This window comes from Bacteroidales bacterium (genome assembly GCA_012519055.1).
Classification (GTDB): domain Bacteria; phylum Bacteroidota; class Bacteroidia; order Bacteroidales; family Salinivirgaceae; genus JAAYQU01.
Genome location: JAAYQU010000035.1, coordinates 62724 through 85198, shown reverse-complemented (window position 1 = coordinate 85198; position 22475 = coordinate 62724). Strand labels below are relative to the sequence as shown.

At 36.9% G+C, this 22475-nt stretch carries 17 protein-coding genes; 9 read left to right on the top strand and 8 right to left on the bottom strand.

Annotation, left to right across the window (positions count from 1 at the left end):
- Positions 1 to 64: 64 nt before the first annotated feature.
- From GX311_06505 to GX311_06495, 3 genes are all read left to right on the top strand, one after another.
- Positions 65 to 781 carry a hypothetical protein gene (locus GX311_06505; protein ID NLK16029.1) on the top strand — a complete coding sequence of 239 codons (717 nt, stop codon included), beginning with the start codon at positions 65 to 67 and terminating at the stop codon, positions 779 to 781.
- Positions 778 to 1650: a DUF3575 domain-containing protein gene (locus tag GX311_06500; GenBank protein ID NLK16028.1), complete on the top strand. Its 873-nt coding sequence runs from the start codon at positions 778 to 780 to the stop codon at positions 1648 to 1650. The genes GX311_06505 and GX311_06500 overlap by 4 nt, the downstream gene beginning before the upstream one ends.
- A gap of 160 nt (positions 1651 to 1810) precedes the next feature.
- On the top strand, positions 1811 to 3010 hold the full coding sequence (locus GX311_06495; protein ID NLK16027.1) for a DUF2029 domain-containing protein: 1200 nt from the start codon (positions 1811 to 1813) through the stop codon (positions 3008 to 3010).
- 4 nt (positions 3011 to 3014) lie between these two features.
- Here GX311_06495 and GX311_06490 read toward each other — a convergent pair whose 3' ends face one another.
- Together GX311_06490 and GX311_06485 are read right to left on the bottom strand one after the other, a co-directional pair.
- Entirely contained in the window at positions 3015 to 3614 is a 600-nt protein-coding gene (locus GX311_06490; GenBank protein ID NLK16026.1) for a SpoIIE family protein phosphatase, read from the bottom strand.
- Positions 3538 to 5499 (bottom strand): tetratricopeptide repeat protein, encoded by a 1962-nt coding sequence (locus tag GX311_06485; GenBank protein ID NLK16025.1) that lies wholly within the window; start codon positions 5497 to 5499, stop codon positions 3538 to 3540. The genes GX311_06490 and GX311_06485 overlap by 77 nt, the downstream gene beginning before the upstream one ends.
- Positions 5500 to 5811: 312 nt before the next feature.
- On the opposite strand from GX311_06485, the gene GX311_06480 reads away from it, so the two are divergent.
- Positions 5812 to 6270, top strand: a complete 459-nt coding sequence (locus tag GX311_06480) for a 6-carboxytetrahydropterin synthase (GenBank protein ID NLK16024.1) — start codon at positions 5812 to 5814, stop codon at positions 6268 to 6270.
- Between the two features lie 121 nt (positions 6271 to 6391).
- On the opposite strand, the gene GX311_06475 is transcribed toward GX311_06480, so the two are convergent.
- The 4 genes from GX311_06475 to GX311_06460 all read right to left on the bottom strand — a co-directional run bounded on the left by GX311_06475 (position 6392) and on the right by GX311_06460 (position 11432).
- A complete protein-coding gene (locus GX311_06475; protein NLK16023.1) occupies positions 6392 to 7771 on the bottom strand; it encodes an MFS transporter in 1380 nt (459 codons plus the stop codon).
- A gap of 163 nt (positions 7772 to 7934) precedes the next feature.
- Positions 7935 to 9353 carry an adenosylhomocysteinase gene (locus GX311_06470; GenBank protein ID NLK16022.1) on the bottom strand — a complete coding sequence of 473 codons (1419 nt, stop codon included), beginning with the start codon at positions 9351 to 9353 and terminating at the stop codon, positions 7935 to 7937.
- A gap of 14 nt (positions 9354 to 9367) precedes the next feature.
- On the bottom strand, positions 9368 to 10960 hold the full coding sequence (locus GX311_06465) for a S41 family peptidase (GenBank protein ID NLK16021.1): 1593 nt from the start codon (positions 10958 to 10960) through the stop codon (positions 9368 to 9370).
- 31 nt (positions 10961 to 10991) lie between these two features.
- Entirely contained in the window at positions 10992 to 11432 is a 441-nt protein-coding gene (locus tag GX311_06460) for a dCMP deaminase family protein (protein ID NLK16020.1), read from the bottom strand.
- 213 nt (positions 11433 to 11645) lie between these two features.
- Between GX311_06460 and GX311_06455 the strand changes: the two genes are divergently transcribed.
- Complete coding sequence (locus GX311_06455; GenBank protein NLK16019.1) at positions 11646 to 13538, top strand: ABC-F family ATP-binding cassette domain-containing protein; 1893 nt, start codon at positions 11646 to 11648, stop codon at positions 13536 to 13538.
- A gap of 220 nt (positions 13539 to 13758) precedes the next feature.
- On the opposite strand, the gene GX311_06450 is transcribed toward GX311_06455, so the two are convergent.
- Complete coding sequence (locus tag GX311_06450) at positions 13759 to 14733, bottom strand: polyprenyl synthetase family protein (protein ID NLK16018.1); 975 nt, start codon at positions 14731 to 14733, stop codon at positions 13759 to 13761.
- Between the two features lie 35 nt (positions 14734 to 14768).
- Entirely contained in the window at positions 14769 to 17351 is a 2583-nt protein-coding gene (locus GX311_06445; protein ID NLK16017.1) for a S9 family peptidase, read from the bottom strand.
- Positions 17352 to 17616: 265 nt separating this feature from the next.
- On the opposite strand from GX311_06445, the gene bcp reads away from it, so the two are divergent.
- The 4 genes from bcp to GX311_06425 all read left to right on the top strand — a co-directional run bounded on the left by bcp (position 17617) and on the right by GX311_06425 (position 22391).
- Positions 17617 to 18087 carry a thioredoxin-dependent thiol peroxidase gene (bcp, locus tag GX311_06440; protein ID NLK16016.1) on the top strand — a complete coding sequence of 157 codons (471 nt, stop codon included), beginning with the start codon at positions 17617 to 17619 and terminating at the stop codon, positions 18085 to 18087.
- Between the two features lie 78 nt (positions 18088 to 18165).
- Positions 18166 to 19197 (top strand): recombinase RecA, encoded by a 1032-nt coding sequence (recA, locus tag GX311_06435; protein NLK16015.1) that lies wholly within the window; start codon positions 18166 to 18168, stop codon positions 19195 to 19197.
- Between the two features lie 25 nt (positions 19198 to 19222).
- Complete coding sequence (locus tag GX311_06430; protein NLK16014.1) at positions 19223 to 20254, top strand: tetratricopeptide repeat protein; 1032 nt, start codon at positions 19223 to 19225, stop codon at positions 20252 to 20254.
- A gap of 40 nt (positions 20255 to 20294) precedes the next feature.
- Positions 20295 to 22391, top strand: a complete 2097-nt coding sequence (locus tag GX311_06425; GenBank protein ID NLK16013.1) for a S9 family peptidase — start codon at positions 20295 to 20297, stop codon at positions 22389 to 22391.
- The last annotated feature ends 84 nt before the right edge of the window (positions 22392 to 22475 follow it).

Genomic DNA, 22475 nt, shown 5'->3' with positions numbered 1-22475 from the left:
AACTTTTTTCACTACGTTATTGATTTTGAACAAGTTCTAGTTCACATAAACAATTTAACAGATAGTGAAAAAATTAATCGGATTTTCTATTATTTCTGCACTAATCCTTCTCAATTCGTGCAATCCTCGGGTTTCAACCAGTATCAGTAAAACTTATCCTCCTATAGACTATAAACAAGACGTTGTTGTAATTGGTTTGAACCAACCGGAACCTGACAACTCAGAAGTTTTGGGACAAGTAAAAATCGGTGATACAGGGTTTACCACAAATTGCGACTTTAGCACTGTTGTTGACAAAGCCAAACTTGAAGCCCGAAAAACAGGAGGAAACGCAATTAAAATTATTGAACATAAACCTCCAACCGCAATGGGGAGCTCGTGCCACAGAATTACTGCTAAAATATTAAAAGTTAAAGATATAGAAAACTTTGCTCAAAAGGAAGAGGAGTTATTAGACGTTGATTATGCAATTCTTAACGTATATAGATACGGTGGATATGGTGCAGCGGTTAACTTTGATTTATATCTTGGAGACTCTGTAATTTGCCGGGTCATTAATAACTTTAAAACTACACTCTACATAAAAAAAGATGGTAGAAATACGCTATGGGCTAAGACAGAAGCAAAATCGGAAGTTCCAATTAACGTTAAAATGGGTAAAACCTATTATCTGCGTTGCTCAATTGGAATGGGAGCTTTTGTTGGACGACCCCAGCTTGAATTAGTTGACAATAAAACAGGAAAAATTGAGTTTGAATCTTTTAATGCTAAAAACCAATGAGACAAGTATTTATTATTACTCTTTTAATTTTCATTTCCAAATCAATATTCTCTCAGGACTTGATAGTTACAAACGACGGAGATTCAATTAACTGTAAAATTACAACCGTAGAAGCAGATAGAGTATATTTCACTTTTAAACATAATGATGAGATTAGAAACACCTTACTGCCCCAGTCGGATATTAAAACCCATCAATTAAACTACTTTCCTACCAGTGAAGTACCCACAGATAATCTTGTTGACAACAATAATTCTCAACGCTTAAGATTTGCATTTAATGTAGGATATAGTCGCCTTACAGCTGGAGCTCCGGAAGGTCTTTCAAACGATTTTGCAGGTTATATAAAAGATTTAAAAAATGGCTTCCATTTTGGTGGAGATTTAACCTATTATTTTAAAGAACAGTTTGGTGTTGGGGCTAAATGCTACTTTTTTAAAACAACTACAAGTAGTGTAAACATATATGTAGAGCAAGAAGCTGGCGGCAGAGTGTACGGCAAGATGAGCGATGATATAACTACCTCATTTATTGGACCAATGTTTTCGACAAGATACTTTGACAAGAAAAAAAGGAATGCCCTTTATATAAACTATTCGTTAGGTTATATGGGATATTCAAACAATGCTGTTTTTATCAATAATTATAAATATACTGGCAACACAATTGGATTATCCATAGATGTTGGCTATGATATTAAAGTATCAGAAAAAGCATCGGTAGGATTTCAGATTTCGTTTATTGCAGGGACTTTATCCAGAATTAAAGTTGATAATGGAGTAACCACACAAACAGTCGAATTAGAAAAAAATAAGCGTGAGGGCTTAGGTCGTATTGATCTCTCTATTGGTTTTAGGTTTAATCAATAAAATGCATTTCAAATTTGTGCTTAAATACTTTGTAATATGCTCTAAAGACGTACATTTTGAATTGTTATGAAACGAACATTCCAACCTAACTTGGTACACAATCAAATGATTATTAAACATGTGAGTTCCACGCGACCCGAAACTGAAAAATTGCAAACGAATGAAAGATAAATTAATAAAAACAATCTCAGATAAGCGAATAATAATAGCTATATATATTCTATTTGCATTAGGCGCTAGTGTTCAATCTTTAATTGGAACAAAGACTTATCATGATGGTGGTATCGTTTACAACAGATATAACAACTATACCATTTTTGAAAAATCTTTTGAACATCTTAAAAACCAGCAAGACTTATATGTTTTGTACCCTGAAGAACACTGGGACCTGTATAAATATACACCAACTTTCTCTGTTTTTTTCGCTTGTTTTAATATTCTTCCTGATTGGCTTGGATTGAGCTTGTGGAATCTTTTAAACGCATTAGTTTTACTATTCGCTATCTATTATTTGCCAAGATTAAGCCTTTACCAAAAAGGGTTGATTTTATTAATTGTGCTGATAGAACTTATGACATCAATGCAAAACCAGCAATCCAACGCTTTAATAGCCGGTTTAATTGTTTTGTCTTTTGGTTTGCTGGAAAGGGACAAATCTTTTTGGGCAACTTTATGCATTGTGTTTTCGGTTTTTATAAAACTCTTTGGACTTGTAGGTTTTGCACTTTTCCTGTTCTATCCCAAGAAATGGAGATCAGCTTTATACGCATTGTTTTGGACAGGGCTTTTACTAATTCTACCACTGATTTTCGTTGATTTCGAGCAATATACGAGATTATTTAACAGCTACTTAAACTTACTTGCAAATGATCATGACGCATCTTACGGATATTCAGTTATGGGTTGGCTAAATTCCTGGTTTGCAATTGATATAAACAAAAACATTGTTGTTGCCACAGGAGCATTAATTTTTCTATTACCTTTCTATAAGATAAAAATGTACGGAGAATATACATTCAAGTATCTTATAATGAGTTCAATATTAATTTGGATTGTGATTTTTAATCACAAAGCCGAATCTCCAACGTTTATTTTAGCCATGACAGGTGTAGCACTGTGGTTTATTCAATGCAAAAAAACAAAACTAAATATCATTCTCTTTGTAACTGCTTTTATATTAACGACACTATCTCCAACTGATATTTTCCCGAGATATTTGAGAGAGGAGTTTGTTAAACCGTATGTATTAAAAGCATTTCCATGTATTTTAATATGGATAAAAATTATCTACGATACATTGATACTGAAAGAGGAAAGACCGCTCCCTACAGCAAGAGCATTAAAGCAAATCGTCAATTAGTGTCTCAAATTCTAACTCCGAGAGCTAAAATATCGTCGGCTTCGTCGTTATTTCCTTGCAATTCTGAAATAAAAGTTTCAATATTTTTACCCTGCTCTTTCATGCTTTTGTTGCTTTCAGCAAGAATAGTTTCTTTTAACTGCTTTTCGGCAAACTCTTGTCTATTTTTATCTTCAAGTTGCAAAATATCATTAGCAAAAATATAAAGAGCATCTTTTTCGCGCAACTGGACAACTTTCTCGACAAATGGCTTCTCGTCAACATAAGCTCCAATGGGCTGGCAATCGGGTTCAAAAACCTCTGAAACGGGCTCCGTTTTGCCGTCTTTATGACGAACTAACTGTAAGGGTATTCTCGCTCCCGAATAGTAAAGTTTTTTTGAAGCTTTATTGATAATACAAAACGCTATCGCCAATCCATTATCTTGATTATCGGTATTTTCGACTTGAGGCAAGCTGTTTTTAATTTTTTCTCTTATCTCATCCAAAGCCAAATTTGTGTGTGAACTAATTTTATTATGTACAATTTCATTTAAGAACGAATATCCCAGCAAACTGATAAATGAATTTTGTATTCCATGCCCTATTGAGTTGGCTACCGCTATATATTGATCGCTCGTTTTGTCTTACTAAATAGAAAACGCCACTTAATATTTTACGCGGTTTATAAATTAAAAAGAAGTCATTAAAAATTTCGCTTATTGATTGTAGGCTGGTTGATATGCTTCTTTGAACACAACCAATATATTCAATGCCATTTGTGATACTGTTGTTTTTTAGTTCAATCTCATCTCTCAATGTCAATATTTCCTTTTTATGCTGTAATATTTCTGTATTTAATTGCACTAACAGTTTGTTTGTTTCAAAATGTCTTTGTCTGCTTTTACACACGTAAAACACCGTAATGGAAGCCAACCCCAAAGTACTTATTATTGCTATTATCAGATAAGTTTTTTTCTTTTTATTTTCCCACTCTACACTTGAAATTATTTGTTGTTGACTTTCAAGTTGTTCACTCTGTTTGTCAATTTTTTGTTGCTTTTTATCGAAAAGATAATGAGTTTCCATTTCAGCCAAAGCTCTTGCTTTCTCTTCCTTAAACAAACTGTCACGAAGCTCAATGCTAAGCTGAGCATATTCTAATGCTTTAACATAATTACTATTAAGTTTGTACGACGTAACTAATCCATCAACAATTGCTCTTTGCAGCGTTACAGAACCAATCTTTTTTGCTAATTGTAAGGCATCTAGGCCGTATTTAAGTGATAATTTAAGATATTCAGCCGATTTTCCCTTACTAACAATGCTAGACATATCAGAATATGTTGTGGCAATATTTGAATTAACCGCAGCTAACCCGTGACTATCATTAATTTTTTCTCTAATGGCTAAAGTCTTTTTAAAGAACTCCATTGCTTTAAAAAACTCGCTTTTGTTTCGATAAACAACCCCCATATTATTATAATTGTCAGCTAATCCACTATAGTCTGACAGTTCGGTGTATACCGGAATTGCTTTTTGGAAATATTCTAAGGCTTTATCATGTTGACCTAATTCTGAATAAGTTGCTCCAATGTTTGTATAACAACCAGAAATTCCCTCTTTATCGTCAATATTTTCACGTATTTCAAGTGCCTTTAAATAATATTCTATAGCCTTTTTTGGACTATTTTGTTCAGCATGTAAATTTCCTATATTGTTGTAACAGTGAGCTATTCCAACCTTATCATTGATTTCTTCTTTAAGCTTCAGGGCTTTTAAATAGCTGTCGATTGCCAAATCAAATTTTCCCTGATCGGTGTAAAGCACTCCAATATTCAAATAATTATTAGCAATGCCATCAAAATCACCTATTTGTTCTCTAATTTCAATAGACTTGTTGTACGACTCAATGGCTTTTTGTAAATTTCCCTGATAGTAATAGACTGTGCCAACATTATTGAAAGAACGCGCCATGCCCTGAAAATCAGAGACTTGTTCCATAAGCTTAATGGCTTCAGAATAAAATTCTATCGATTTATCGGAATTCTCTTTCTCTGAAAAAACAAGGCCCAAACAAAAATATCCGTCTATCACTCCTTTTTTCGAACTATTAGCTACTTCTATGTTTTTCGATTTTTCGTAGTTCCTGAACGTTTTAATTGATTGGTAGTAATATTCTACAGCTTTTTCATATTGTTTCTGCTGAAAATAAATTTTCCCCAAACGAGCTTGATATTGACCAAGAATAGGTCCATATTTGTCGTTGCGTCTTTTTTTAGCTATCCTATTAATTAATTCTAAAGCCTTTGAGGTAAAATAGCGATTGGAATCTGGATTTGATTTTTCAAAACAGTCTCCCAATTTAATATAAAGCGAGATTTTCGAAGTATCTTCTTTTTCTATTGTTACCAATCTTAATAGGCTGTCAATTGTGCTACTTTGTCCTGAAACACCAATTGATAAAAATGTTGCAAAAAACAGTAATAGTGAAAAATGATAGCATCTCATATGTTTAAAATTTTCTTTATTTACAATCTCGTGGCATTTATTTGTCTGGCAATCAGGGATTGCGTGTTGTATTTTAGTTACGTATTCGTTATACAAATTTGAATTTGAACAGAGAGGCTTTGCTCCTATTCCTTAGACAAACAATCTGGCAATATATAAAAAATTGATTTGTTATTATAAATTTTGGACACAGTATCGTAAAAAAGTATAAATTTAAAAAGTTTTTCGAAACAAAGTTTGTTTTCTCGAAAAATGAGTACTTTCAAGTCTCATAATTTTTTGCCTATACACTAATTAACACACGCAGAAGTGATAAATAAAAACAGAGTTAGAATAACAAAAGAGTTCTCTTTCGAGATGTCTCATTTCCTAAAAAACCATTTAGGGGGATGTAATAATATTCACGGTCATAGCTATAAACTTTTTGTGACTATTTCCGGGTATCCTTGTAACGATACAGATAGCCCACAATATGGCATGCTCATTGACTTTGGAGAATTGAAAAAAATAGTAAACAAATCAATTATTGATCCGTTGGATCACTCTTTAATGGTTTCGGAAATGTCTTTTAAGAACTCTTTTCTTGAGCAATATAAGGGCAAGATAATCGTTAAACCATTTGAACCCACATGCGAAAACCTTGTCAGCGATTTTGCAGATAAGCTCAGTAAAGAGTTGCCTAAAAATGTTGAACTTTACAGTATAAAGCTATACGAAACCTCGACAAGCTACTGCGAATGGTATGCTAGTGACAACGAACTAAATAGATAAAAGCAGAAAGTGTTGGAACACAGATGACACGGATTAAACGAATTAACACAGGTTGCGTTTTTAACGTAGAGACGGAGCATGCTCCGTCTCTACAACACCTTTACATTCAATTAATTTATTGCTAATTGCTCTCGTGTACCTTTCCACGGGCTAACGAGGCGAACACCCCAAAAACACAAAGTACTGTAAATATCACAAATATATAACTCATGCTATTTGAGTATTGTCCATATAAGTCGGGAGTAATTTTGGCTTTTCCGAGTGTAATTGAAAAAACAAGCATTGCAATACCCATACTAAACATTTGACCTGTCAGCCTCATTGTTCCAAGTATTGACGATGCTATTCCGTATGTTTTTCTGTCAACGGAAGTCATAACGGCGTTTGTGTTTGGCGATGAAAATAGAGCAAAACCAAGTCCAAGCAACATTAAGTATAACACAAGCGTTAAAGTTGTTGTTTCTGAGTTTACAAAAATCAGTAAAAACAAGCCAATGGCAACCAAAGCCATTCCAACGGAAGCAACAAAACGAGGCTCTGTTTTATCTGAGAGCTTGCCAGCAATCGGGGAAAACAGAGCCATTATAATAGGTTGTGCAACCAATATCGTTCCAGCATAATGAGCGTCAAAACCCTTAACATATTGCAAATACAAACTCAACAAAAACGTAATGGCAAAAGTTGCACTATAATTGATAAATGCTGCAAGATTAGAAAAAGCAAAGACACGGTTTTTTGTAAACAACGATATTTTAACAAGTGGATATTTTACACGCATCTGCTGCACAACAAACAAAATCACCCCTAAAATGCCTACAATCACCATGATTACACCGTTGGTATGTGGCAAGTTTCCCATTCCCAAAATAAGCGCTGTTAATGAGGCAATTAAGATTATACTTCCTACTAAATCGAACTTTTCGCCTTTAGCTTCAGCCCATTCGCCTTTTAATAGGATTGCTGAAAGCAAAACAAGTAATATCCCAACCGGAACATTAACCCAAAACACCGACCTCCAGCCAAATGCTTGAGTTAAGATACCACCCAAAAAGGGACCAATAGATAAGCCTATATAAACCGCTGCCGCATTTATTCCCAACACTCTCCCACGCTCATTAGGAGGATAAACCGAAACCAATATCGCAGTTCCCGTGCTAAAAATAAATGCGCTTCCTATACCCTGAATTACTCTATATACTATGATTGAGGCTTGTGAATGTGCAACAGCGCATAGTAGTGAACTTAAAGTAAATATCGATATACCAATGATATAGTTCTTTTTCCTGCCATAAATATCGGCAAGTCTGCCAAATGGGATTAGAAATACCGCCGCTGTCAAAATATACGATGTTGCCACCCAACCCAAAGATATAGCATTCATTGAGAAAGTTTCGCCAATATCAGGAAGAGCAATATTAATTGACGACCCCATATAAGGACCTAAGAATGCGCTAAGTGTAGCAATTATAAGTGCAGACTTTTTGTTTTGCTTTGTCGTCATTTACAGCAATTTAGCACGTATTGTTAATATTAAATCATTAAACTAAAAGGTACAAGGAGCGAGGTACAAGGTACAAGTGTTTCGCCCTGCGGGCGAAAAAAATTGTCCTACGGACAATACCCTTGCTCCTTGTACCTTTTATCTTGTACCTTTTACCTTTTAACTAATATCTGTAATGTTCTGGTTTATAAGGTCCTTCAACAGGAACACCAATATAATCAGCCTGCTCCTGAGTAAGTTTGGTTAACTTAACACCGATTTTGTCAAGATGCAGACGTGCAACCATTTCATCAAGATGCTTTGGCAAACGATATACACCAATCTCATATTTGTTTTTCCACAAGTCGATTTGAGCCAATGTTTGATTTGTAAATGAGTTACTCATCACAAACGATGGGTGTCCAGTAGCGCAACCCAAGTTAACTAATCGGCCTTCAGCTAATAGGATAATACTGTGCCCATCGGGGAAATAGTATTGGTCAACTTGTGGCTTAATATTCACTTTTTTAATGCCTTTCCAGCTCTCCAACTGTGCAACCTGAATTTCATTATCAAAGTGTCCAATATTACATACTATTGCCTGATCTTTCATTTTCGACATATGTTCGGCAGTTATCACATCTTTGTTTCCTGTTGTAGTAACAAAAATATCGCCTTCGCTCAAAGCATCTTCAATTGGTTTTACCTCAAAGCCTTCCATTGCTGCTTGTAGAGCGCAAATTGGGTCAATTTCAGTTACGATTACACGCGAACCGTATGCTCTTAACGAACGTGCAGAGCCTTTTCCAACATCGCCATATCCGCAGACAACCGAAATTTTTCCTGCAAGCATAATATCTGTTGCTCGCTTAATTCCGTCTGCCAACGATTCTCTACAACCATAAAGGTTATCAAATTTAGATTTTGTAACCGAGTCGTTTACATTGATTGCAGGAAATAGTAATTCGCCTTTTTCCATCATTTGATACAAACGATGTACTCCTGTGGTTGTCTCTTCCGAAACGCCTTTTAGCTCTTTTATTCGGCTACTCCAGTAGTTTGGAGATTCGGCTAACAAGTTTTTCAACAATTTCAATAGTTCAACCTCGTCAGGACCACCTGCTTTACGATCTAATATTGAGGCGTTTTTTTCTGCTGCAACGCCTGTATGAACCATAAGCGTAGCATCGCCACCGTCGTCAACTATAAGATTTGGACCTTTACCGTCAGGAAAATTAAGTGCTTGAAGTGTACACCACCAGTATTCTTCTAATGTTTCGCCTTTCCATGCAAACACAGGTATTCCGAGGTCAGCGATTGCCGCAGCGGCATGATCCTGTGTGCTGAAAATATTGCAACTTGCCCAACGTACTTCGGCTCCTAAGCTTTTTAGTACTTTTATCAATACGGCTGTTTGGATTGTCATGTGTAATGAACCTGTAATACGTGCACCTTTTAAGGGTTTCTCAGCGCCATATTTTTCTTTCAAAGACATAAGTCCCGGCATCTCGTTTTCTGCAAGTTCAATCTCTTTGTGCCCCCATTTTGCCAATAACATATCGGCAACTTTATAAGGGAGATTTGAATTCAATAACTTTGTCATCTCTTTTATAATTTTTATTTTTTAATTACTTCTAATGCTTTTAAAAATGTGGGGTCTATCTCATTCATAATCATATAGAACCCTCCATCATCGAAAATATTTCTAATAACAAGTGCTTTTATCTGTTTGTTAAAGTATTCATCTTTCTTCATTTTGTCGTTTTGGGTGTATTTAATCCCCTTTTTCTCGGCATACTCAATAAAGCTATTCATAATATTTTCTTTATCAAGAAATTGCTCAAGTTTTTTTGCATCTTTAAATTTAGTTAGCTTATCGCGATTTGCGTCTGCATAATCGTAAGAAAACTGGTAGTCAATACCACGTTGACGCACTTTAGCAAAAAATCTCGACCCTTGTGATGTGTCGGCAGGAACAAAAATATCGGGCATTATTCCCCCTCCGCCATAAACTGTTTTTCCGCCCGGGGTTGTATATTTAAGAGACTCATCATGTTTAATACTATCTTCGGCGGTAAACTCTCCCCGTTCGAAGCGCCGTATTAAATCTTGAGCATAATCCTCTTCGTTGCTATACGGTTTTTGAATTGAGCGACCTGTTGGCGTATAATATCTTGCGACAGTAAGACGTAGCTCACTTCCATCATCAAAGTAAAATGGTTCTTGTACCAATCCTTTACCGAAACTACGGCGACCTATAATGGTACCACGGTCGTTATCTTGTATTGCTCCTGCTAATATTTCGCTTGCCGAAGCACTCCATTCGTCAATCAGAACAACAACATCATCGTTTTGCAAAAAGCCTTGTGCTGACGCATAATAATCGAAACGTGGACGCGCTTTACCTTCGGTATAAACAATAACATTTCCAGCAGGTAGAAATTCATCAGCTATTCTGACAGCATCTTGCAACACTCCGCCACCATTACCACGTAAATCCAAAATCAACTTACGCATGCCCTCCTGTTTTAAAGTTGCTACTTTCTGCATAAACTCGCGATATGTAGTAAGACTAAACCGCGCAATTTTAACATATCCAACATCTTTAGTTACCATATAGGCAACATCAATGCTGTTTATTGGAATTTTATCTCGAGTAATATCGAATTCTATTTTTTTATCAACACCTGGTCTTACAACAGTTACCTTAACTTTTGAGCCCTTTGGTCCTTTAAGCTTCGACATGATTTTTTCATTGCTTATCCCAACACCTGCAACTACCGAATCATCAACCCTTACAATGCGGTCGCCACCACGAATTCCAATTTTTTCGCTCGGACCACCCGATATCGTTTGAATAACGTAAACTGTATCGTTTCGTAAGTTAAACTGTATTCCAACGCCCTCGAAATTGCCGCGCAAAGGTTCATCAGACACCTCTCGCTCGACAGCAGGAATATACACCGAATGGGGATCTAATTGTTCTAAAATAGGTGCAATCGCACTTTCTACTAATGAGTCATAAGATATTGTGTCAACGTAGTTTGCCTCCAATTGTTTAAGAAAAATATTTATTTTTTCGGGGCTATACTGTTTTTTGTTATTAGTACTATATCCGCCTAACAGATATTTATACATTACCATTCCCAAAACAATACTTATTGAAACTATTAAGGGCAGAAGAATATGAAAATTATTGTTTTTTTGCATGCGGTGTAAATAATAATATCGTTCAAAAATTTTATTGAAAATCGGGTATATATACCATTTCAATTCCAGCTTTCTCAAGTAATCGCTTCCCATCTTCCAGTCTATACATATCTGAATAAACAACGCGGACAATCCCCGATTGTATAATCAATTTGGCGCACTCTATACATGGGGCGGCTGTCACGTACATAGTTGCTCCTTTTGATGAGTTTGCGCTCTTTGCAATCTTTGTAATTGCATTTGCTTCGGCGTGTAATACATAAGGTTTTGTATTGCCTTGTTCGTCTTCGCAAATATTTTCAAATCCCGAAGGAGTTCCGTTGTAACCATCGGAAATAATCATTTTATCTTTTACGAGCAAAGCTCCTACCTGTCTTCTTTTACAATACGAATTTTGTGCCCAGATATGAGCCATTTGCAAATATCTTTTGTCTAATAATAACTGTTTCTCTTTATCTTGTTGTTTATCCATAACTGTTTGAAATAACCCTGAACTACGGCATAAAACATACCGAACTGTTTTAACGAACTGACAAAGATATGTATTTTTATGATAAGATTTCTATAACTTTGCGGTCAAAATTGGGCGTAAACTTAGAGTTTTAACGCAACCCTGCTCGTTGAAGAAGAGAAAACATTATTTTAATTTTTTGCCTAATGTTCACTATTTGAAATTAAGGATATTATGACTCCTGTTTTACAAATCGAAAACCTAACAAAATCGTTTGGCAGTTTAATCTTACTTTCTGAGATAAGTTTCTCAATATCAGAAAATCAACGAGTTGGACTAATAGCTCGAAACGGAACAGGAAAATCAACTCTATTAAAAATAGTTGCCGGATTGGATACTCCCGACTCGGGAAATGTTGTCCGGAGAAACGATATTACAGCTGGATATCTCGATCAAAATCCATTTTTAGACCCCGAATTATCAATACTCGACAACGTTTTCAAGGGCGACAGTGAAGCTATAAAAGCAATCAACCGATACGAACAAGCACTAATAAGTTGCGATAAAAATGAGCTGCAAGCTGCCACCGAACTTATGGATGCCGCAAACGCATGGGATATGGAAACCAAGGCGCAACAGATTCTTATGCAACTCAACATTACCGATATTAAACAAAAGGTTGATACCCTTTCGGGAGGTCAACAAAAACGGGTTGCTTTGGCATCCACTTTAATAAGCGAACCCGATTTCTTAATCTTAGACGAACCAACAAACCACTTAGACCTGAACATGGTTGAGTGGATAGAGGGATATTTGGCATCGACAAAAACCACAATGCTAATGGTTACTCACGACCGGCAGTTTTTAGATAGCATCTGCACCGATATTATGGAGATAGACGAAAAGCAAATATATTGGTACAGCGGCAATTACTCCTATTTCTTAAAGAAGAGAGAGGAGCGCATAGAAACCAGACAAGCAAATGTCGATCGTGCAACAAACACACTTCGCCGCGAGCTTGAATGGATGCGCCAAACACCTTCGGCACGCACAGGTAAAGCCAAATATAGAATCGATGCTTTTTATAAGTTGCGTGACGAGGCTTCGCAACGTTTCGACGAAAAAAATATCAATATAAAAGTTGGAGCAGCACGGTTAGGGAAAAAGATTTTGGAAGTCATCGGTCTGCATAAATCGTTTGGCGACTTAAAAATATTAGACAATTTTTCCTACAACTTCCGCCGATACGAACGTCTTGGAATAGTTGGTAGCAACGGAACAGGGAAAACAACTTTTCTAAATATCATTACCGAAAACATCAAGCCCGATAAGGGAAAAATCGAAACGGGAGAAACTGTCGTGTTTGGATATTTCCGACAAGAGGGTATTTCGTTTGACGAAAACAGCCGAGTGATTGATGCTGTTCGGGATATTGCCGAGGTTGTAAAGTTGGGCGATGGCAAAATATTGTCAGTATCACAATTTTTGACCATGTTTCTTTTCCCGCCAAGTGTTCAAAACTCGTTTATCCACAAGCTTAGCGGTGGCGAAAAGCGTAGGTTGTATTTATGCACTGTTTTAATGCGAAACCCAAACTTTTTAATTCTCGACGAGCCTACAAACGACCTTGATATTCAAACTCTAACAATATTAGAGGAGTACTTGGAAAGTTTTGCAGGCGTAGTTTTAGCCGTATCACACGACCGCCGATTTTTAGACAAAGTTGTTGACGGACTATTAATTTTCGAGGGTAATGGAGAAATCAGCGGATTCCCTGGCAACTACAGCGATTACTACGAATGGTCTCGAGAGCAACAAAAACAGGAAGAGGCAAAAGCACGACAAATCCAAAAGGAGACAATAAAACGTCAGGAAAAGGCATCTCAAAAACCTCAAAAAATGAGTTATGCCGAGAAAAAAGAGTTAGAAACCCTGACAGTAGAGATTGACGAATTAGAAAACGAAAAACGCCAACTCGAAACCGAAATAAACAGTAGCACTGACAATTACGAAATACTAACAGCCAAGTCGGAACGTATAGGCGAAATAATAAAACTTTTAGATGAGAAAAGCGACAGGTGGCTAAAACTGTGCGAAAAAGAAGAATCAATTAACAAAGTACAGTGAGCAATTAACAATCTTCTTAGGAGCGAAAGCAAAGCTAAGCTGCTTGAACTATGTCGAGAGACAACAATGTACTACGATAAACTCATTGACTATTCTCGGTGGCTTTGATTGCTGCGCACTCATCCACCGCAAAAGATCCAGTGTCGGTCACTTCGACAAGTTCAGTGACCGCCAACTTTTACCTTGCTACTTGCACTTTCTACCTTTCTCCTTATATATTTTACTCGTCTCTATCAATAACAAACTCAACCAGCTGTTTCAAAGCCTTACGATACTCATTATCAGGCAGTACCTCTAAGCAATCTAAAGCTAAGTTTTTATAGTCTATCATACGTTGTGTGGCGTAGTCAAAACCGCCTTTATTTGAAACAATTTCTACAAGATTGGCTATTTGGGAATACGAATGGTTTTTCGATTTAATAATTTTTAGAAGTTTCCGTCTTTCTTTGTAGTTGGCTCGCTCTTTTGTGAAAATCAAGGGTAGAGTTAGTTTGTGTTCTTTCAGGTCGTTGCCGGCTGGTTTGCCTGTTTTGTTGTCTAATTTATAATCGAATAGGTCGTCCTTGATTTGAAATGCGATTCCTAAATTAATTCCAAACTCGTGCATTTTTGCAACTGTCTGTTCATCTGCGTCAACCGACTCTGCCCCGATTTTTGCACATGCAGCTATTAGTGAAGCTGTTTTTTTCTCAATAATCTCAAAATATTCTGTTTCAGTGATATTTAGCTGTCTGCTCTTTTTTATCTGTAAAATCTCGCCGCGACTCATCTCATCTACGGCTGAGGAGACAGCCTCTAACAGGTCAAACTCCTTGTTTTTAACCGCTAAAAGCAATCCTCGAGCTAAAAGATAATCGCCTATGAGTACGGCAACTTTGTTTTTCCATAATCCATTTATGCTAAAGGCATTACGTCTGAAGAGACTGTCATCAACTACATCGTCGTGGATTAAGGTTGCTGTGTGCATTAACTCAATTAATGCTGCGGCATTATGTGTTTTTGGGTTAATTTTTCCGCAAGCTCCGGCTGTAAGAAAAACTATAATTGGACGCAATTGCTTCCCTTTACTTTTTAAAACATAATTAATAACAGAACGCAACAACCCACTGTCAGTAAGTATATTATCTCTAAATATCTCATTAAAGAGTTTAAGTTCAGCCTCAATAGGCTTTTTGATATCTTCTAAGTCCGACATTGGGTTGTTTTGTTTTTATGTTAATACCTCCAAAATTAATAATTTTTAGTTGGGTACAATTCATTCCACCAATCTTCTTGATTTTTAAGATATTTGTCCCACCACGCCATAATTGTATTATGCCACTCTATTCGGTTCTTATATCCAAAAATATGATGATCTTCGTCTTTAACCGTCACTAATTCCACCTCTTTTCCTAAAATTTTTAATGCTGTATATAGCTGAATGCTCTCACCAGGTGGAACATTTGTATCACTGTCACCAGTAAGCAGAAGCAGAGGTGTTGTTACCTTGTCGGCGTTGAATAGTGGGCTTTGATCAACATACAAATCTTTTGCATTCCATGGATAACTATCTGCCGTTGCCTCGGCGCTGTACGCATATCCCCAATTTCCCACACCCCAATAACTTGATATTGAGCTAATACCGGCATGCGATATTGCTGCAGCAAAAATATCAGTACGAGTGGTTAGCAGCATGGTCATAAACCCTCCATACGAAGCACCGATACAACCAACGTGTTTTTCGTCTGCAAAAGAGTGCTCCGCTAAAAACTTTTTAGTGCCTTCAATTATTTCATCAGCCACGGTAATTCCCCAGTTGTTGACGTGTGCAGCAGAAAACTCTTGTCCAAACCCTGTAGCTCCGCTTGGTTGTAACACATAAACAATATAACCTGCTCCAGCCCACAAGTTGAATGGATAACGTCCTCCAAAAGTTCTGCCTACGGGAGTAGTGCCACCATAGTAATAAACAATTACCGGATATTTCTTTGTTGTATCAAAACCGACTGGCAGATAGTAACGACCGCTGATTTCAACTCCCTGCGATGAAACAAAATTCCAATCTCTAACTTCGCCAAGTTCAACATTTTTATAATTTTGCTTTTCAAGCTCTTCGACAATTTTTAACTTGTTGCTTTTTAAATCTAATATTCTGTAAGAACCATATAGGTTTGTTTTTGATGATTTATAAGATATCACAGTTGCTTTACTTGCCATATCGAGCCCTGTAACATACTCGTTTTTCTGAGTTATAGGAACAAATTTATTTTTCTTAACTTCGTATTTATAAATGCGTTTACTATCTTTATCTGTAGTGCTTATGTAGATATTGTTATCTGCGCTTGACCATATTGCGTTATCAACCGAGGGGTTAAAGTCCTTAGTTATAGGATCGACTGTTTTTGTTACAATATCGTAAATATATAGCTGAGTATCGTAGTTGTTTGCGATTTTATATTCCCCTATGTTTTCGCCTATCTCTCCAAATGCAGAAGGACCTCCGGCACACAGCAACTTTTTACCGTCTGGCGAAAAACTAACACTAACAGACCAACGTTTATCTGTCCATAAAGTATCGACTGTCAGGGTTTTAAGATCAACTATATAAACTTGTTGTTTAGAATAGGGACGCTCGGTATAGTCACGGTAACTTGTGCTTACTGCCAAATAGCGACTATCAGGACTTATGTCACTTACATATGTACTCTGATTTCCAAATGTTAAACGTTCTTTACTTAAAGTTTTAATATCAAATTTATGGATAAACGATCGATCTCTATATCCAGATAAGCGGTCGCTCATTCCATCAACTCTTTTCGTGGTTGTGTAAGTGAAGTCATCTTTTTCGGTAATATTGTATATCACATACGACTCATCTGGTGACCATGTACACCAGCCCATATCTTTTGTTTCAACAAACAGTCTTTCAGATGTTAACTTCTCAACATCAAAAACATACATATGTTTATCTTTACCAACATTTACAATATACGACAACCTGTTTGATTTTGGCAACCACTGTAATTGTGAAATCCTAGAATGTTGAAAGCTAAAAATCAAGTTATCATCGTTGGTACGCTTTATCTCTGTCCATGACTCGGGATTTTCTCCTCCGGGCTTAGTTATTCTGTAAGATATAGAGTAGTATTTAGCATCAGGCGACAGTTTTACCCCCGAACATCTTGTTCCGTGCATTATATGCGAAATGTTTTTTCTGTCCGTTGGGTCTGTCTCAATTCTAATATTTTCAGAAGCAACAGTACTGTCAATTATAACCGATGCAGAGATTGACCATTGGCATGAATCGGAAGGGAAATGCAAAGTTTTTATCATAAGTTTGTGCTTCCCTCTTTCAAGCTTTAACTCTTTCGAAATCTTTCCCTGTTTTTCGATATTTGATTCGGAGGTTTGCTTTGTGCCTATTTCTGAATCATCTAACCATGCGCGAATCATCTGGGGGCTTTTTATTTCCAATTTTAGTTTCATCCATCTTTCAACCCAAATATATGTGCCCACATAGTTGACCCCTATTTCACTTGTATCGCTATTTACAATATTGAGCGTATTGTCAGTTAAAATTTTTACCGACCACACACCCGTTTGATTAAACAACTCGTTCTCTTTAGGAGTGATACTTTGAATATCGAAATTGTCGTATTTTAGCAAATCAGCGTTTTTAAATGTTTCGTTTTGCGTGTTTTTAGTATCCGAAAAAATAGGTTTTTTTACTATCTGTGGTTGAGAGACCAACCACGACTGTACTGATAAAGTATCGGACATAGCTGACAGGCTTGTCGCTAAAAAAACAAACATGTATAATAAGGTTGTTTTCATTGGATTATAATTTTTTATTTAAAGTTATACATGAAATTCATTCTGTTTGTAACCATACGATAATATCCTAAAAAGTGTAACACAAATAATTTTTGCATAAACAGAGCCCATAAATTTAAGGCTTTTATGCAATGTGACCATAAAAATTTTTAGTAACATTATTACTTTATTTTGTATTCGTAAATATGTTGGTTAAATTTGCTATTTCGATACGCACTGTATCTTTTATAATTATTTGTCTATTAATCAATAACATAACACCATTATGAAAACTCTTGAAATAGGACAAAAAGCACCAAATTTTGAAGGAATAAACCAAGATGGCAAAACAATCAAACTAAGCGATTTTGCCGGCAAAAATTTAATTCTTTACTTCTATCCAAAAGACAATACCCCTGGTTGCACGGCCGAAGCCTGTAACTTAAACGACAATTACGCAAGTTTGACAAAACAAGGGTTCGAGGTTATCGGCGTAAGCCCTGATTCTGCCACATCGCACCAAAAATTTATTGCAAAACACAACTTGGCATTCAACCTAATTGCCGACACCGAAAAAAATATTTTAAAAAGCTATAACGCTTGGGGAGAAAAGAAGATGTATGGCAGAACATACGAGGGTGTATTACGTAAAACATATATAATTGATAAAGAGGGTAAAATAAAACTTATAATCAACAAGGTTGATACTAAAAACCACACAGCACAAATCCTTAAGATGTTGGAAGAAGCAAAATAGTTGCTAAGAAAATCAACTAGACGAAACCAAAATCAGCATATTATAAAAACGAATAGAAACAATAAATAACTCAACAATATGGCAAAAGAAAAAACCGAAGAGCAGAGCGTAAACGAAGAAAAACTAAAAGCTCTAAAAATTACTCTCGATAAAATAGAAAAAACATACGGCAAAGGAACCATAATGAAGCTTGATGATACCTCAGTCGTACAAGTACCTGTAATATCATCTGGTTCTGTTGGCTTAAATGCAGCCCTTGGGATTGGTGGTTACCCCTGCGGAAGAATTATAGAAATTTACGGTCCCGAAGCGTCGGGAAAAACAACCTTAGCACTGCATGCTATTGCCGAAGCGCAAAAAAATGGTGGGTTAGCTGCTTTTATTGATGCTGAACACGCTTTAGACCGCGTTTATGCAAAAAATTTAGGCATTAAGTTAGACCAACTATATATATCGCAGCCCGATAACGGTGAACAAGCTTTAGAGATAGCCGACTCGCTAATCAGAAGTGGTTCGATAAGCATTATCGTTATCGACTCTGTTGCTGCTCTGACCCCCAAAGCAGAAATTGAGGGCGAAATGGGCGATTCACGCATGGGTTTGCATGCACGACTTATGTCGCAAGCACTCAGAAAGTTGACCGCAAATATCAGCAGAACAAACACAACCTGTATCTTTATCAACCAGTTACGTGAGAAGATAGGTATAATGTTTGGCAACCCTGAAACCACAACCGGCGGTAATGCTCTTAAATTCTACGCCTCGGTTAGAGTTGATGTTAGACGAATATCAGCAATAAAAGATGGAGAAGATTCACGTGGTAGCCGAACACGCGCCAAAGTGGTGAAAAACAAGATGGCACCACCGTTCAAAAAAGCCGAGTTCGATATAATGTATGGCGAGGGAATCTGTAAAACCGGCGAGATAATTGACTTAGGTGTCGATTTTGATATTATCAAAAAAGCAGGCTCGTGGTTTAGCTACGGAGAAACTCGACTTGGACAAGGACGCGAAGCTGTAAGACAACTGCTGACCGACAATCCTGAGCTACAGGCAGAAATAGAGGAAAAAGTTGTAAAAGCCTTAGAGACAGCTCCTCTTGATGAATAAAAATCGAATAACTTATAGTTTCCGGATGAAAAGAGTAACACAGATAGTTTTAATATCGTTTTTTGCATCTCTTTTAGGCTCTTGCGAGACAAAACAACCTAAAAAGGAGGTATCAGAAGAAAAACCTATTTCTACATCGCAGATATTTAAGAAAACTATTGATAGCCTTACAGTTCTTATAAGAAAAGACCCGCAAAACGACACCTATTTTAGTGAGCGTTCGAATGCATATTTTTTACTTCAGAACTTAGACAGCGCAATTAATGACATTGAAATCGCCAATAGGCTTGCCCCCGATAAAATGGGATATCTTTTGAGACGTGCCGATATGGAGATTATGCGTGGTCAGGTGGTTATGGCAAAAACGGCTTTAACAAAAATCATACAACGCTACCCTACTCACTTAGAGGCAAATTTAAAATTGGCCAACTTATATATGATTACAGAAGAGTACATTATGTCCAGAAATATACTCAACATGATTATTAAAAGTGAGGAGAATAATACTCAGGCACTGTTAATGCGTGCTATGGTTAGCGATCTTGAGGGAGATAGCAAAAGTGCAATCGAGGATTTGATGAAAGTAGTTACTATTGATCCTAAGTTTTACGAAGCACAAAACTATCTTGGTCTTCTCTATTCTAATGAAAGAGAAGACATTGCAATTGATTTCTTTAGTAATGCAATAAACCTAAGACCTCACGATATTGAGCCACGATACAATCTTGGAATGTATTATCAGGAGACAGGAAGAGAGCAACAGGCTCTGAATCAATATTTTGCAATTTTAAACGAGATAGACTCTTTAGCCTTAGACCCTCTTTTTAATATTGGGTATATATATCAAGATATTGGACAACAAGCAGATGCAATAAAATATTTCGAGAAAGCTGCCAAGTATTATCCCTATGAGGCAAGAATATTTTACAGATTGGGTTTAAGCTATCAACTATCTGGAGATAAGGAGAATGCAATAAAGTATTACGATAAAACCTTGGAGATTGAGCCAAACTTCGATTTGGCATTCGACGCATTGGAAAAACTTACACGTAAATAACAGTTTAATTTTATACAACCTTAAGCATAAAGATTTTAACATGAGAAATTTAACAATCACATTGTTGCTTGCTATTATGGGATTAATAGCATGTCAACCACAACAAAAAAAGACCGCCGAAAGTGACTTTGAATTCAATATTCAACTTACTGAAGCCGAAATAGCCAAAGGAGTGCTTACACCCGAAATTCTTTGGAAGTTTGGTCGTGTTGGTAGCGTACAACTCTCACCGGACGGAACAAATGTACTTTACACAATTACTTATTATCAATTAGAAACTAATAAAAGTCGGACATCTCTCTTTATAATTCCTGTTAGCGGAGGAGAGGCTAAGAAAGCCGTTACCCTCTCAGGCTCACAGTTCGACCCACAATGGATTGATGATAAGACATTTGCATTTATAAGCACACACGAGGGTTCATCACAGGTGTATAAATCGACAATAAACGCAAGCGGTGTTGAAAAAATGACAAACATAAAGGGTGGTGCAAATGCTTTCAAAATATCTCCCGACAAACAACAGATTCTCTACACAGCCGAAGTTAAGATTGGCGAAGAGCTGTCGGACGTTCAACCCGATTTACCATTGGCAAACGCTCGTATCTACACCGATTTAATGTCGCGTCACTGGGATCACTGGAACGATGTATATTACAGCCACATATTTGTTGCTCCGCTTAGTAGCACGGTTGTTACAGAGGGAAAAGATATTATGCCAAACGAAGCATGGGACGCTCCGATGTCTCCATTCTTCGACGCTGCTGACGTTTCTTGGACAGCCGACAGCAAAGGAATTGCTTATTCCTGTAAAAAATATACCGGAGCCGAGTTTGCAACAAACACTAATTCAGATATTTACCTTTACGATATTGCTACCCAAGAGACTAAAAACCTGACAGAGAAAAACCTTGGATACGATAAATATCCCACTTTCTCGCCCGATGGCAAGTATATGGCTTGGCAAAGTATGGAAACACCTGGCTACGAGGCTGATAAAGAGCGGTTAATGCTTCTCAATTTAGAGACCTTAGAGACAACCTATCTGACAGCCAATTTTGACCAAAACGTTTCAGATATGGTTTGGGATTCAGACAGTAAGACACTCTATTTTGTCAGTCCAACTAAAGGAACACACCATATTTATTCAATCAATATCGAAAGTAGCAATATCGAAAAATATACCGAGGGACACCATGACTATCAAAGTGTTATAGTGTCGGGCAATACTCTTGTTTGCAAAAAGATGAATCATGCCATGGCGACCGAGATTTTCTCTGTAAATCGAGAGAGCAAAGAGGAGACACAAATTACCTTTACAAACAAGCCCATTTACGACCATATAGCAATGGGGAAAACCGAAGAGCGTTGGGTAACTACTACAGATGGCAAAAAGATGCTCGTTTGGGTTATTTATCCTCCAAAATTTGATTCATCTAAGAAATATCCAGCACTGCTCTATTGCCAAGGAGGTCCGCAAAGTACTGTAAGTCAATTCTTCTCATTCCGCTGGAATTTCCAGATTATGGCTGCCAACGATTACATTATTGTTGCTCCAAACCGCCGCGGTGTGCCATCGTTTGGACAGGAGTGGACCGCACAAATATCTGGCGATTACTCTGGACAAAACATACAGGATTACCTAACTGCAATTGATGAAATCAAGAAAGATGAGTGTATTGATGAAAATCGCTTAGGATGCGTTGGTGCGAGCTATGGCGGTTATTCAGTCTTCTATTTGGCAGGTCATCACCAGAAACGGTTTAAGGCTTTTATTTCACATTGCGGTATGTTTAACTTCGAGAGTTTTTACGGTGCTACCGAAGAGACTTTCTTCCCAAATAACGACCTTGGCGGAGCATACTGGGAGAAAGACAATAAAGTTGCACAACGTTCATACGCCAACTCTCCTCACCGTTTTGCAAGCAATTGGGATACACCTATTTTGATAATCCACGGAGAATACGATTTCCGTATTCCTTATACGGAGTCACTTCAAGCATTTACAGCCGCTCGTTTAAACAACGTAGAAGCACGATTGCTAATCTTCCCCGAAGAGACACATTTTGTTGTTAGACCACAAAATGCAGTTCTTTGGCAGAGGGAGTTTTTTGCTTGGTTTGACAAATACCTTAAGTAAGTTAAAAGGTACAAGGAGAAAGTTAAAAGTAGAGACGGAGCATGCTCCGTCTCTACAAAAAGTTGAAAACTAAAAGAGACGGAA